Annotated in this window: 11 protein-coding genes; 5 read left to right on the forward strand and 6 right to left on the reverse strand. The window is 72.0% G+C overall.

Annotated features, from left to right (window positions below):
* Nucleotide 1: 1 nt before the first annotated feature.
* Nucleotides 2-1,564 carry an AMP-binding protein gene (locus tag CcI49_RS34800; RefSeq protein ID WP_054569210.1) on the reverse strand — a complete coding sequence of 521 codons (1,563 nt, stop codon included), beginning with the start codon at nucleotides 1,562-1,564 and terminating at the stop codon, nucleotides 2-4.
* A gap of 216 nt (nucleotides 1,565-1,780) precedes the next feature.
* On the opposite strand from CcI49_RS34800, the gene CcI49_RS34805 reads away from it, so the two are divergent.
* The 3 genes from CcI49_RS34805 (at nucleotide 1,781) to CcI49_RS34815 (ending at nucleotide 4,991) form a co-directional block, all read left to right on the forward strand.
* Entirely contained in the window at nucleotides 1,781-2,173 is a 393-nt protein-coding gene (locus CcI49_RS34805; protein WP_054569211.1) for an OB-fold domain-containing protein, read from the forward strand.
* Between the two features lie 80 nt (nucleotides 2,174-2,253).
* Nucleotides 2,254-3,459 carry a thiolase family protein gene (locus CcI49_RS34810; RefSeq protein ID WP_054569212.1) on the forward strand — a complete coding sequence of 402 codons (1,206 nt, stop codon included), beginning with the start codon at nucleotides 2,254-2,256 and terminating at the stop codon, nucleotides 3,457-3,459.
* Nucleotides 3,460-3,482: 23 nt separating this feature from the next.
* Entirely contained in the window at nucleotides 3,483-4,991 is a 1,509-nt protein-coding gene (locus CcI49_RS34815) for an MFS transporter (protein WP_241840423.1), read from the forward strand.
* Nucleotides 4,992-5,163: 172 nt separating this feature from the next.
* On the opposite strand, the gene CcI49_RS34820 is transcribed toward CcI49_RS34815, so the two are convergent.
* Together CcI49_RS34820 and CcI49_RS34825 are read right to left on the reverse strand one after the other, a co-directional pair.
* On the reverse strand, nucleotides 5,164-5,745 hold the full coding sequence (locus tag CcI49_RS34820; RefSeq protein ID WP_083749901.1) for an NUDIX hydrolase: 582 nt from the start codon (nucleotides 5,743-5,745) through the stop codon (nucleotides 5,164-5,166).
* 101 nt (nucleotides 5,746-5,846) lie between these two features.
* The gene (locus CcI49_RS34825; RefSeq protein ID WP_076833723.1) at nucleotides 5,847-6,563 is read right to left on the reverse strand and encodes a hypothetical protein; all 717 of its coding nucleotides are present in this window, start codon (nucleotides 6,561-6,563) and stop codon (nucleotides 5,847-5,849) included.
* 364 nt (nucleotides 6,564-6,927) lie between these two features.
* On the opposite strand from CcI49_RS34825, the gene CcI49_RS34830 reads away from it, so the two are divergent.
* Nucleotides 6,928-7,782, forward strand: a complete 855-nt coding sequence (locus tag CcI49_RS34830; RefSeq protein WP_076833725.1) for a siderophore-interacting protein — start codon at nucleotides 6,928-6,930, stop codon at nucleotides 7,780-7,782.
* A gap of 23 nt (nucleotides 7,783-7,805) precedes the next feature.
* On the opposite strand, the gene CcI49_RS34835 is transcribed toward CcI49_RS34830, so the two are convergent.
* Nucleotides 7,806-8,657, reverse strand: a complete 852-nt coding sequence (locus CcI49_RS34835; RefSeq protein WP_076833728.1) for a DUF72 domain-containing protein — start codon at nucleotides 8,655-8,657, stop codon at nucleotides 7,806-7,808.
* Between the two features lie 133 nt (nucleotides 8,658-8,790).
* Complete coding sequence (locus CcI49_RS34840; RefSeq protein WP_054569216.1) at nucleotides 8,791-10,302, reverse strand: MFS transporter; 1,512 nt, start codon at nucleotides 10,300-10,302, stop codon at nucleotides 8,791-8,793.
* Nucleotides 10,303-10,438: 136 nt separating this feature from the next.
* Here CcI49_RS34840 and CcI49_RS34845 point away from each other — a divergent pair, with 136 nt between their 5' ends.
* Nucleotides 10,439-11,161 (forward strand): TetR/AcrR family transcriptional regulator, encoded by a 723-nt coding sequence (locus CcI49_RS34845; RefSeq protein ID WP_083473620.1) that lies wholly within the window; start codon nucleotides 10,439-10,441, stop codon nucleotides 11,159-11,161.
* 52 nt (nucleotides 11,162-11,213) lie between these two features.
* Here the strand turns inward: CcI49_RS34845 and CcI49_RS34850 are convergent, their stop codons facing one another.
* Entirely contained in the window at nucleotides 11,214-13,463 is a 2,250-nt protein-coding gene (locus CcI49_RS34850) for an arylsulfatase (protein ID WP_235498232.1), read from the reverse strand.
* Nucleotides 13,464-13,565: the final 102 nt, after the last annotated feature.

Genomic DNA, 13,565 nt, shown 5'->3' on the forward strand with positions numbered 1-13,565 from the left:
GTCAGTTGACCTCGCGGGTGCGGCCGGCCCAGTAGGGGGCACGCAGCCTGAACTTCTGCAGYTTCCCGGTCGCGGTGCGTTCGAGCGCCGGCCGAAGCTCCACGCTGGTCGGGCATTTGTAGTGCGCCATCCGGGACCGGCAGAACTCGATCAGCTCGGCGGGGGTGGCGCAGGCGCCGGGACGCAGCACGACCAGGGCCTTGACCGTCTCCCCCCACTTCTCGTCCGGGACGCCGATCACCGCGGCCTCGGCGACGTCCGGGTGCTGGTAGAGGCAGTCCTCGACCTCGATCGAGGAGACGTTCTCACCGCCGGTGATGATGACGTCCTTCTTGCGGTCGGTGATCGCGAGCAGTGGGCCGTCGAACGTGCCCCCGTCGCCGGTGTGGAACCAGCCGTCCCGGATCGCCGCCGCGGTCTGCTCAGGCTGCTCCCAGTAGCCGTCGAAGACATGGTTCGACCGGGCGAGGATCTCGCCGGAGGCATCGGTACGCAGCCGGACCCCCAGCGCAGGGGCGCCGGCCTGCGCCAGCAGCCGGGCACGCTCGGTGGTCGGCAGCTTCTCCCAGCCGCGCCGGGCCCGGTTGACGGTGAGCAGCGGCGCCGCCTCGGTCAGCCCGTAGATCTGGATGAACTCCCATCCGAGCTGCTCCTCCACCCGGGCGACCACCGCGCTGGGCGGCGGCGCCCCGGCCACCACGATCCGCACCCGGTCGCGGCCCGGGACCGGGCGACCCTCGGCGACCCGCGCGGACGCGGCGTCGAGGATCGAGGCGACCACCGCCGGGGCCCCGCACATCAGCGTCACCCCGTCCCGCTCGACCCGGGTGAGGATGTCCTCCCCGTCGATCCTGCGGATCACGACGTGCGTGCCACCCATGCCGGTCACCGCGTAGGGCATCCCCCAGCCGTTGACATGGAACATCGGCAGGGTGTGCAGCAGGACGTCGTGCTCGGTGACGGTGGTGTGCCAGCCGAACGAGGCCGCGTTCAGCCAGCAGGTGCGGTGGGTGAGGCGGACGCCCTTCGGCCGGGCCGTGGTGCCGGACGTGTAGTTGATCGTGCAGACGGCGTCCTCGTCGGGCTCCCACTGCGCCCACGCGGCGGACGCGGCGGCATCGGTGGGGTCCGCCGGGGCGAACAGCTCCGCGTCGGACACCCCGTCCAGCACGAGCCGGTGGGCGACCTTCACATCGGCCAGCGCGTCGGCGTGGTCCGGGTCGACCAGAAGCAGCTCGGCGCCCGAGTGGCCGACGACGTAGGACACCTCCTCGGCACCCAGCCGGTAGTTCACCGGGACCAGCACCCGCCCGCTGCCCGAGACCCCGAAGAAGGCGGTCAGGAAGCGGCCCGAGTTGGGCGACACGATCGCCACCCGGCCGCCCACCGGCACCCCGAGCCGGGCCAGACCGGCCGCCACGCCGCGGGCACGTGCCGCCAGCTCGGCATAGCTCAGCCGGCCCAGTGAACCCGCCTGGCCGGGCTCGTCGACCAGTGCCAACGCACCCGGATACACCGCCTCAGCCCGGTCCAGAAAGTCTCTGACCGTGAGCGCGACCTTCATGGGCGTCCTCCCTCCACACGACCGGGTTGACAGTACAGGTACTTCAACCTAGTGTAAATATGGCCATCCTGAATACGGACAGTCACACCTTTGTAGATCTTTCTGCGAGAGGGCGTTATAGCATTCGGAAAAGGCTGGTTAATTCGTCCGCCACGGCGTAGGAGTGATTCACGCGTCATCGGCGGTTCAGTATTGGGTCGAGGGCAGGGGTTCTTCGTGGCAGAGCGGATTCCGCTGGTGGACTATCTGGTTCTGGGCGGCGAGCCGCGGCTGGTCGCCCAGGAGTGCGAGCAGTGTTCGGCACGCTTCTTCGACCGCCGCAACGCGTGCGCGTCGTGCGGCGCGACGGCGTTCCGGGCCGTCGCGGTCCCGCGAGAGGGAACCGTCCACACGTTCTCGATCGTGTCGATGGCTCCGCCCGGTGTCCCGGTGCCGTTCGTCGCGGCCGTCGTCGACTGCGGCGGAACCAGGGTGCGGGGCTGCCTCGTGAACGTCGAGCCGCGCCCGGAGAACGTGACACTGGGCATGAAGGTGCGGCTGACCACCGTGCCCGTGGGCGCCGACAGCGCGGGGGTCGAGGCCGTCGGGTACGGCTTCGAGCCGGTCTAGACAGCCCACGGGTCCCCCCGAGCCACGGCACAGGCACCGGCGCCGGCGCCGGGCTCGTCGAGAAGATCGAAAGGACGGCCATGGCCCAGGATGTCTGGATCCTCGGGATCTCGATGACCAGGTTCGGCAAGCACCGGGACAAGGACGGCATCGACCTCGCCGCCGAGGCCGCGGCCACGGCGCTCGCCGACGCGGGCATCACCATGCGCGACATCGGCGTGCTCGCCACCGGCAGCCTGACCGGTGGCAGCTCCAGCTTCGGCCAGCTGCTGCAGAAACAGATCGGGCAGACGGGCATCCCCGTCTACAACGTCGCCAACGCCTGCGCCACCGGAGCGACCGCACTGCGGGTCGCCATCATGGCGATCAGGGCCGGCGAGACCGACATAGGGATGGCCGTGGGTGTCGAGAAGCTCGCCGGCGCCGGCCTGCTCGGCGCGCCCGGTCAGGCGTCGGCGGGCGACGGCACCTGGTCGCGCCGAGGCCGGTTCGGCGCGGTCGCACCGCTGGAGGGCCGGGTCGGCACCGACAGCATGCCGGGAGTGTTCGCCCAGATCGGCCTGGAGTACGGGCACCGCTACGGGGGCGCGAGCTTCGAGCTGTTCGCGCGGATCGCCGAGAAGAACCACGCGCACTCGACCCTGAACCCGCTGGCCGCGTACAGCCGCCGCTTGACCCTCGACGAGATCATGAACGACGTCATGATCGCCTACCCGAACACCCGCCCGATGTGCTCGGCGAACTGTGACGGCGCCGCCGCGGCGATCGTCGTCAGCGGCGACAGGCTGCGCCGGATGTCCCCCGAGCAGCGCAGGCGGGCCGTGAAGGTCAGCGCGTCGGTGCTCACCAGCGACCCGTGGCAGGACGGCTGCCAGGTGCTCCCGGACGTCAACACCCTCACCCGCTCCGCCGCCACCCAGGCCTACGAGCAGGCCGGCATCGGACCGCAGGAGCTGGACCTCGTCGAGCTGCACGACTGCTTCGCCACCGCCGAGCTGGTGCACTACGACAACCTGATGCTCTGCGCACCGGGCGAGGCGGTCGGCTTCTTCGAGTCGGGTGCCACCTGGCGCGACGGGCGGATCCCGGTGAACGTCAGCGGCGGCCTGCAGTCGAAGGGCCATCCCATCGCGGCCACCGGTATCGCCAACGTCTGGGAGATCTGCCATCATCTGCGCGGCGAGGCCGGCGACCGGCAGATCGCCGGTGCCCGGGTCGGGCTCGCCCATGTCATCGGGCTGGGCAGCGCCTGTGGCGTGCACGTGCTGGAGAAAGCCGCCGCCTGATGCCGCCCGCCCAGGACCGACCGGTGCCGCCCCCGGCACCCGTGCCCACGCCGCCACCACCGTCGGTGGCACCGGCGCCATCGGGGGTCTCGACGGCGCCGCCGGCACTCGACGCGCCGGCGCCGTCCACGACCGGGAGCCTGCTCGTCATGGCGGCGGCCGCGGCGGCGTTCTCCATCGCGCAGACCGCCGTGGTGCCGGGGGTCGGCGTGCTGACCGACGCCCTGGGCACCACCGCGGCGAACGTCACGTGGGTGTTCAGCGCCTACCTGGTCGCGGCGGCGATCCTCACCCCGGTCATCGGCCGCCTGGGCGACATGTACGGCCGGCGGCGCCTCCTGGTCATCGCCCTCACCGTGTTCGCGGCGGGCAGTGTGCTGTCGGCGCTCGCGAGCGACATCTGGCTGCTGGTGGCGGCGCGGACGGTGCAGGGCGCCGGCGGCGGCATCTTCCCGCTCTGCTTCGGCATCATCGGCGAGGCGTTCCCCGAACGCCGCCGCCCGGGCGCTGTCGGGCTGATCGCCGCGATCGCCGGCATCGGCGCCGGCGCGGGCCTGCTCGCGGGCGGGCTGCTCCTCGATCACGCCAGCTGGCGTTGGATCTTCTGGCTCGGTGCGCTCATGTCCGCCGGCGCGGCGGCCGGCTCGCTGCGGCTGCCTCCGGACTCCGCGTCGTCCCGCTCCCCGGGCCGGGTGGATGTGCCCGGTGCGCTCCTGCTGTCCGCCGGGCTGACCGCCCCGCTCATCGCGCTGACGCAGACCTCCGTCTGGGGCTGGGACAGTCCCCGGACTCTCGGGCTGATGGCGGCCGGGCTGGCCGTCCTCGCCCTGTTCGCGCTGTTCGAGCTGCGCACGGCCGATCCGCTCGTGGACATCCGGCTGCTGGTTCGGCCGATCGTCGCGGCCACGAACCTCGCCACTCTGTTGGTGGGCTGCTGCATGTTCGGCGCGTTCGTCCTGGTCCCGCAGATCGCGCAGGCGCCGCGCTCGGCCGGCTACGGCTTCGGCCTGGACGCCACCGGAACAGGCCTGCTGCTGCTGCCCGCCTCCCTGGCGATGCTGATCACCGGTTCGTACGCGGGGCGGATCAGCGGGTGGCTCGGGCGGCGCGCTCCCCTGATGGCCGGGTTCCTCACCGCCGCCGGTGGCCTGGCCCTGCTCGCGGTGGACCACGGCGAGCGGGTGGTCGTCGCGGTGCTCACGACCGTGGTCTTCACCGGCGTCGGCCTCGGCATGTCGGTGGTTCCCACCATCATCATCGAGGACGTTCCGGCGCGGACCACAGGCCAGGCCACCGGGGTGAACGCACTGGTGCGCTCGGTCGGCGCGGCGCTGGGCTCGCAGGTCGTCGCCGCCCTGCTCGCGTCGAGCACGGACTCGGGCCATCCACTGCCCACCGACAGCGCGTTCACCCGGGCGTTCTGGATCGCCGCCGGTGCCGCCGTCTGCGCGTCCTGCGCCGCCGTGCTGATCCCCCGCGGTGGCGGTCCTCAGGAAGAGCCGGGGTGTTCGAGGCTCAGACGCCCGCCGTGATGCTGATGGGTGACCCGGCGGGAACGTCGCGCAGTTGTCGGGTGCTCGATGTACCGACTGGCCGGTTCCGCGGAACCGGGGCGTTCCGCGCAAGCGCCCCGGTTCCGCGCAAGCGCCCCGTGTCGCCACCCGGTCCGACCGGCGGCGGCCGCCGCGGGCAGGCCGGCCGGCGTCAGGGAGACCTGCGAGCCGGGTCGGGAAGTTTTCGGGTGAGCAGGGTGGCCCGAACCCGGCCGCCGAGCTGGCCGGGCAGCTCGAGAAGCGGGATCCACCGGAAGTCGGATACCTCCTCCTCGTTCGGGGATGTGGCGACCGCCTGATCCACCGCCAGCAGGAATCGAAAATCGTAATGAGTGTGCTCGGGCTCCACTTTGATCGGATTCGCCGGTATCACGTGCGCGTGCAGGTCGACCGGCCGCTCGAGAACGGGGCTGACGCTCCCGCCGGAAATCCCCGCCTCCTCGGCCAGTTCCCGCAACGCCGTAGCCAGCAGTGAGTCGTCCTCCGGCTCGATGTGGCCACCGGGCAGCAGCCAGCGCTCGAGCCGGCGATGCCGGATCTGCAGGACGCGCCGGTCGGGGGTGACCACGACCGCCCCACAGGTCACATGGCCGGGCGTGGTCGCCCTCGAGGCCAGCGGCGCCTCGCTGCCACGCGCCCTCTCCAACAGCGCGGCGAACGGCTCCGCGTCCGTCGGGTACACGTCGAGATAGGCGCTGATCGTGTTGGCGATGTCGTCGTTGCTGACGGGCATCTCGTCCACTCCTGGTCGGCACATCACAGCAGGAACCAGGAGATGATTTCATGCCCGGCCGGCGACCCGTGAAAGCCCGGGAATCCGGCCGTGCCCTTCGGTCAGATTCGCCAGGAAACGCTGCCGGGGGTGGCGTCGTCGAACCGGATGACATCGAAGTCGGCGGTGACATCAAAGGCAAGCTGGACAGTTGTCGGATCATCGGAAAAAGGCTCCGAAGGCCCCATTATCGCCGATTCCGTCCACAGTGGGGTCGCGATCGTGTTCTCGGGCCCCAGCGCGGAGAAGACGTAGAGGTCGGGCCACACGTAGTTGCCGCGCACCGCGACCGTCACGTCCACGAGCAGATACGTGCCGTTGTCGGGCGTCCGCTGGAACTCCTCGGTGGGCGCGGTGGACTGCCTGTGCACGTTGCCGACGGTCAGCTCGACGACGGTCGGCTGGTCGCAGCCCGCCACCTGATACCTGAGCACGACGGTCTCCCCCGCCGCGACGACCGGGTCGTCCTCGTCCGGCGAACGCCGCGCCGAGTCGGGTACCGAGCCACCCGTGGCTCCGTAGCAGGCATCCGACCCGGACACCTCCACGCCCTGCATGTCCGAGCTTCCGAAATAACCGTCTTCTGTGAAGTCGACCCCGCAGAAGAGCGTGAGTGCGCTCAGCGCGACGGCGGCCGCGCTCAGCACGGCGACGACGATGAGCAACCAGCCGTGCCAGCGGGCCGGGCCCGGCGCCGGTGGCTGTGGCGGATACCAGCCGTAGGGCGGCCACGGGCCCGGCGGCGGTGCCGGTGCGGGCGACGCCGGTGACGCCGGCATCGCCGCATCCGGCCCCGGGACTGGTGGTGCCGCGGGTGGCGGCGGTGGCGCCATGGGCGGTGTGGGCGGAACCGGTGACGGCGGTGCCAGCACCCACGGATTCACCGGGCCGCCGGAACTGCCGGAGCCGCCGGAACCCCCCGGGCCTGCCTGTTCCCGGCGCTCCGCCGAATCCTCGCCTGAGTCCCCGCGCTCGTCCGCCACGCCCCGCCCCTCGGCCTGGAACCCGGATTCCCCGGGCCCCGAAACTAGATCGCCGAGATTATCAGGATAGATCAGCACAGATCCGTCAAGGTGGCTGGTCCGCTAATCGGGCAAACTGAGTGTTCCGTTCGCCACGGGATTCCGAACGTACGTTGGGGGAATGGCTGAGCGTCAGACCGCGCGACGGTTCCCCGCCCCGCACCGGGCGACCGTGCTGCGCACGGAGCGTCTAACCCCGCACATGGTGCGGGTCGTCCTCGGCGGCCCCGGACTAGCGCGCTTCTCCGCCGGTGACTTCACCGATCACTACGTCAAGCTGCTCTTCGGAGTGCCCGGGGTGACCTACCCGGAGCCGTTCGACATCCAGGCCGTGCGGGCCGAGATGCCGCGCGAGCACTGGCCACGGACCAGGACCTATACCGTGCGCGCCTGGGACCCGGTCAGCCGCGAGCTGACCATCGACTTCGTCTGGCACGGCGACCGGGGCATCGCCGGGCCCTGGGCCGCCACCGTCACCCCCGGCGCGGAGATCCTGTTCAACGGCCCAGGCGGCGCCTACTCCCCCGGCGCGGACGCGGACTGGCATCTGCTGGCGGGYGACGAGAGCGCGCTGCCGGCGATCGCCGCCTCGCTGGCCCGGGTGCCGGCCGGCGTGCCGGTGCATGYGTTCGTCGAGGTCGCCGGCTCGCAGGACGAGCAGAGCCTGGACGTACCGGACGGTGTCGAGGTCCGGTGGCTGCACCGCGGGGAACGGCCGGTCGGTGCGCTGCTGGTCGAGGCGGTCACCGCGCTGGAGCTGCCGGCGGGGACGGGGCAGGTGTTCGTCCACGGTGAGGCGGGCACGGTGAAGGCGCTGCGGCGGCTGCTGCGCGTCGAGCGCGGGCTGCCACCGGAGTGGCTGTCGATCTCCGGCTACTGGCGGGCCGGGCACGACGAGGACGGCTGGCAGTCCGGCAAGCGGGAGTGGAACGCCCAGGCCGAGGCCGAGGAACAGATCGCGCTCGCCACGCGCTGACGGCTCAGAACAGGGCCAGTGGCTCAGAACAGGGTCAGCGGCTGCGCCGGGATCGGTTCGGGCAGGGCGTCCAGCTCCGGCAGCCGGGCCCGGACGTCGTCGTGGAAACGCCGCGCGAGTCCGGGCGCGTCGGCGTTGTCCGGGGTGTGGATGAACATCGTCGGCGAGCGGCCCTCGCGCAGCCAGCCGACGACGACGTCGACCCAGGGCCGCCAGCCCGCGACCGTCTGTTCGGTGTCGTCACGGCCCAGATAGCGGACGATCGGCCGGTCGGTCAGCGCGACGGACCGCGACGGTACCCGTGGCTTCTTGCTCCAGGCGTCCCGCTCGGCGTCGCTGGTCGGCGGGCTGGCGAAGAACGCCGTGGTGTCGAAGGGGATCCACTCGGCGCCCGCGGTACGCAGCGCCGCCTCGAGCAGGCTGGCCGCCCGGGGGCTGGCGAAGAACTCCGGGTGGCGGACCTCCACGGCGTACCGGTGGCCGTCGGGGAGCCGGCTCAGGAAGCGGGTGAGCAGCGGCACATCGACGGGACCGAAGGCGCCCGGCAGCTGGATCCACACCGCGTGCGCGCGGGTGCCCAGGGGCTCGATCGCGTCCAGGAAGCCACGCAGGGGCTCGTCGACGTCGGTCAGGCAGCGGTCATGGGTGATGATCTTCGGCAGTTTGGCCAGGAACCGGAAGTCCTCGCCGGTCTGGCGCGCCCAGGTGGCCACGGTCTCCCTGGTCGGGGTGGCGTAGAAGGTCGTGTTCCCCTCGACGGCGTCGCACCAGCTGGCGTAGGCGCGCAGGCGCTCGTTCGGCGGCAGCGGATGGGCCAGGAAGCGCCCCTGCCAGGACCGGTGGCTCCACATCGCGCATCCCACGGCAAGACGCATCGAGCGAATCCCTCCGTCAGCGACCCCCACGGCACCGCGCCGGACCCGGCCGGACCGCACTGTATCCGTCCAGTTCTGACCCGGTGCGGTGCGGCCGTGCGGTTCCGCGGAACCGCACGGCCGCGGCGAGCGGTCAGGTCGCCGGCACCGGCTTGGCGCCGCGACGGCTGTTGATGCCGAAGGTGGTGATCGCGGCCACCGCCGCGGCCCCGGCGCACAGGGCGAACAGCTGCTTGTAGCCGTCCAGTGACGGGAGCTCCGCGGAGCCGACGGCGACCGTCTGCGCCGCGAGGATGCTGCCGCCGATGGCGCTGGCGAGCGAGCTGCCGATCGACCGGAACAGGGCGTTCAGGCCGTTCGCCGCCGCGATCTCGGTCGGCGGCGTGAAGGCGTTGATGAGCGACGGCATGGCCGCGTAGCCGATGCCCGTCCCGGTCCCGACCACGGCGTTGCAGACGATGATCTGCCACAGCTCGTCGGTGAACACGATGCGGGTGCACCAGCCGACGGCCACGATGACGGCTCCCAGCGCGAGGGTCTGCGCCCCGCCGCGCAGTGCCACCAGCCGGGCCGCGACCGGCGCGAGGAACAGCATGCCCAGGCCGCTCGGCAGCATCACGAGGCCGCCGACGACCATGGACGAGCCGAAGCCGTACCCGGCCTGCTCCGGTGCCTGCACGAACGACGCCGTCCCGATCATCGAGGCGAAGAGCGCGAAACCGAACAGCATCGAGGCGACGTTCGTCATCAGCAGCGGGCGGCGCAGGAACGCGACCATGTCGACCAGGGGGTCGTTGATCCGTCGCTCGACCACGCCGAGCACCACCAGCAGCACCACGCCGAGCAGCAGCAGGCCGATCACCCAGGGCGAGCCCCAGCCCCAGTTGGCGGTCTCGGCGAGCGGGAGCATCAGCGCGACCAGGCCAGCGCTCAGCAGCGCGGCGCCGACCAGGTCGACCCGGCCACCGGTGCGGCTGGGCGCCTCGGGGACGAAGGCCAGCACGGTGAGGAACGACAGGGCGCCACCGACCACCAGGATCCAGAACAGCACGTGGAAGTCCGCGTGCTCGGCGACCAGACCGGCCAGCGGCAGGCTCAGCGCGGCGCCGACGCCGAGCATCGAGCTGATCAGCGCGATGGCCGAGCCGACCCGTTCCTTCGGCAGCAGCGAGACCAGCAGGCTGATCCCGAGCGGGATCGCCGCCGTGGACAGGCCCTGGATGGCACGCCCGACGATCATCAGCGCGACGTTGCTGGTGACCGCGTCGATGAGTGAGCCGACGGCGAGCGTGCCCATCGCGATCAGCAGCATCCGGCGCTTGCCGAACATGTCACCGAGGCGGCCCATCACCGGGACGGCGACGGCGGCGACGAGCAGCGTGGAGGTGAGCAGCCACTCCACGTTGGTGTGGGTGGTGTTCAGCTCGGTCGGCAGGATCGCCAGCACCGGCACCAGGATCCCCTGGGACATGGACACCATGAGGGCCGCGAAGCCGACGACGGCGAGCTCGAGGGTCGCCCGGCCGGAGGTGGTGTGGGCGCGGATCTCCGCCTCGGCCTGCGCGGCGGTTGTGGCCTGGACGGCTGTGGCCTGGACGGCTGTGGCCCCGACGGTGGTCGCCGCCGGCGCGGACGCCTCTGTCATGCCTGGTCCTCACATCGATCAGTAACGGAAGAATTTCTTCCGGTTACGCTAGCACGAACGGAGGATGCGCCTCCGGTTGGCCCCGGTGGCCGAGCTGGGAGCAGGCTTGACAGCAGGCAGGAGGAGGATCAGGCCGATGCCATCGACAGAGCGGCCGTCAACAGGGCGGCCATCAACAGAGGGGCCATCGACAGAGCGGCCATCGACACCGCCGCACCGGCTGCGCGCCGACGCGCGCCGCAACCGCGGCGCCATCCTCGCCGCGGCCACCGCGGCGTTCACCGCGGACGGGCCCAACGTGCCCATGGAGGAGATCGCCCGCCTCGCCGGCGTCGGCGTCGGCACGCTCTACCGGCACTTCCCCGACCGGGAGACGCTGACGCTGGAGGTGGCGCGCGACAGCGTGAGCGAGATGCTGGACCATGCCCGCCGGGCCCAGGCCGAGGAGCCCACCGCCTGGGGCGCGCTCGTGCGCAGCCTCGGCGGCTTCCGCGCGCTGAGCCTCACGGTGCGCATGCCCGGGCTCTTCTCGGGGGCGACGGCCGCCGCGATCGAGGCCGACGAGACGATCAGGCGGATCCGCGCGGAGCTCATCGAGATCACGGACACGCTGGTCCGGGACGCACAGCGGGAGGGGGCGCTGCGCCCCGACGTCGGCGGCGGCGACGTCACCCACCTGTTCACCCTGCTGCTCCAGAGCACGAACGGATCACCCTGGCAGCCCGACGAGATCGCCTTCGAGCGGGCCCGCGGGATCATCCTCGACGGCCTGCGGGCCCGGCCCGACGCGGCCACCGGCGGACCACCGCTGCCCGGCCGGCCACTGTCCACCGCCGACCTGGACCCGCGCGCGGAATGACGGGGGCGTGGGAGCGTGTGGGCCAGGGCTCCCGCACGCTCGTTCGTGGCTGCTAGTCGACCTGTAGTGCGATGCGCAGGAGATCCCGCTCCGGGGGCAGTTGGGCGCCGGCGTCGATGCGCACCTGGTGCAGGGTGCCCGTCCACGGGAACGGCGGGCGGTAGCCGTCGCTCACCGGCAGCCCGCGGTCCTGCCCGAGGTGGATCGACGCGCCGCCGTGCTGCCAGACGAACGGCAGGCTGTCGTCGACGTGGGCGGTGCCGACGGCCTCCCCGTCGATCAGCGCCTCGACGTGCAGGCCGCCCGCCGGATCGGGCCGCAGCCCCAGCCCCGCCGTGTGCCGGCCGGGCGGCAGCGGCCGGTCCGCCGACACCGCGATCTCACTGCTGGGCAGCGCCGCCACGGCATGCAGGACGCCACCGACCACGTACGCGGCGAAACCGCCGTTCCAGTCGCCGAGCGCGAACAGCACCCCGTTCGCCTCGTCGGCGGACGCCGGCACCTCGACGTCCGCGATGATCCGGCCACCGCCGAACAGCAGCGGCAGCGCGTCGTCGGAGACCGGGCCGCCGGCCGGGTCCAGCACCAGGCTCTGTCCGACCGGGTACTCCCGCGGCAGCAGGTCACCGAAGCGGCCGGCGATGCTGTCGACGATCGGCATCACCTTGTTGGCGCCCGCCTCGACGAACCACTGCCGTTCCAGGCCCCGCACGACGTCCGGATGCTTCTCGGCCAGGTCGTGCGCCTCGGAGAAGTCCTCGTCCAGCCGGAACAGCGACCAGCGGTCGGTCTCGAAGTCGCGGCTGCCCTCCATCAGCTGCTCCTCCTCGATGACGCCCTGCGAGACGTGGTCGGTGGTCGCCTTCCAACCGTCCGCGACGATCGAGCGCGATCCGAGCATCTCGAAGTACTGCGACGTTCGCGGGCTCGGCGCCGCCGGGTCGTCGAAGGTGGGCAGCAGGCTGGCGCCGTCCACCCGCTGCTGCGCCGCGCCGTCGACGGACTCGGGCAGCGGCACGCCACAGGCCTCGAGCACGGTCGGCATGATGTCGATGACGTGCGCGAACTGCCCGCGCACACCGGTGTCGGCACCACCGTCGCCAGCCCCGCCGCCGGTGCCCGGCGTGATCCCGGCCGGCCAGTGGACGATCATCGGCACCCGGGTGCCACCGAGCCAGGTGTAACGCTTCCACAGCCGGAACGGTGTGTTGCCGGCCCAGGCCCAGCCCCAGGCGTAGTGCGGGTAGTGGCGCTGCCCGCCCCAGTCGTCGAGGCGGCCCAGGTTGTCGGCCAGATCGTCGACCACCCGGTGGGTGAAGCTGTGCTCGTTGGCGGTTCCCGACACCCCGCCCTCGGCGCTCGCGCCGTTGTCGGACATCACGAACAGCAGCGTGTCGTCCAGGACGCCGAGCTTCTCCAGCGCGTCGACGACCCGGCCGATCTGCGCGTCGGTGTGGCTCAGGAAACCGGCGTAGACCTCGTGCATCCGGGCGAAGACGCGGCGCTCGTCGGCCGGCAGGTCAGCCCAGGCCCGCACCCAGGACGGGCGTTCGGTCAGCGTCGTCCCCGCGGGGACGACGCCGCTGGCGAGCTGCCGGGCGAAGACCTCCTCGCGCCAGCGGTCCCAGCCGTGGTCGAAGGCGCCGGCGTAGGCATCCGCCCAGGAACGCTCGACGTGGTGCGGGGCATGCATCGCGCCGGGGGCGAAGTAGAGGAAGAACGGCTTTCCGGGCGCCGACTGCTGCTGGTTGACCACCATCCGGATCGCCTCGTCGGCGAGGTCCTCGGTCAGGTGGTAGCCGTCGGAGGGCCCGGCCGGCGGCTCGACGTAGGAGTTGTCGCGGACCAGCTCGGGCGCCCAGTGGTTGGCGTCGCCGCGCAGGAAGCCGTAGTAGCGCTCGAAACCCAGCCCGAGCGGCCACCGGTCGTACGGCCCGGCCGAACTGCGCTCACCACCGGGGACGAGGTGCCACTTCCCCACCGCCATCGTGTTGTAGCCGCCTGCGCGCAGCAGCCGGGGAAGCGTGGCGGCCGAGCGCGGGATGCGGGCGGTGTAGCCGGGAGCCCTTGTCGCGAGGTCCGCGAGGAAGCCCATGCCCACCGCGTGGTGGTTGCGCCCGGTGAGCAGCGAGGCGCGGGTGGGCGAGCACAGTGCCGTGACGTGGAACCGGTTGTACCGCAGTCCCCCGGCGGCCAGCCGGTCGACGTTCGGCGTGGAGAACCCGGAACCGTAGCTCCCGAACTGCGCGAACCCCAGGTCGTCGAGCAGGATCACGACCACGTTCGGCGCACGATTCGCCACAGGAGTCCCCATTCCACGCAATGCCGACCAAGAATGTCGCAAAGACCGCGGCCGTCAGCACACCCCACGGCGGCCGATGCAGTCAAGCGTGGCCGTCCTGTG

Origin of the sequence: Frankia sp. CcI49 (assembly GCF_001983215.1) — a bacterium.
Lineage (GTDB): Bacteria > Actinomycetota > Actinomycetes > Frankiales > Frankiaceae > Parafrankia > Parafrankia irregularis.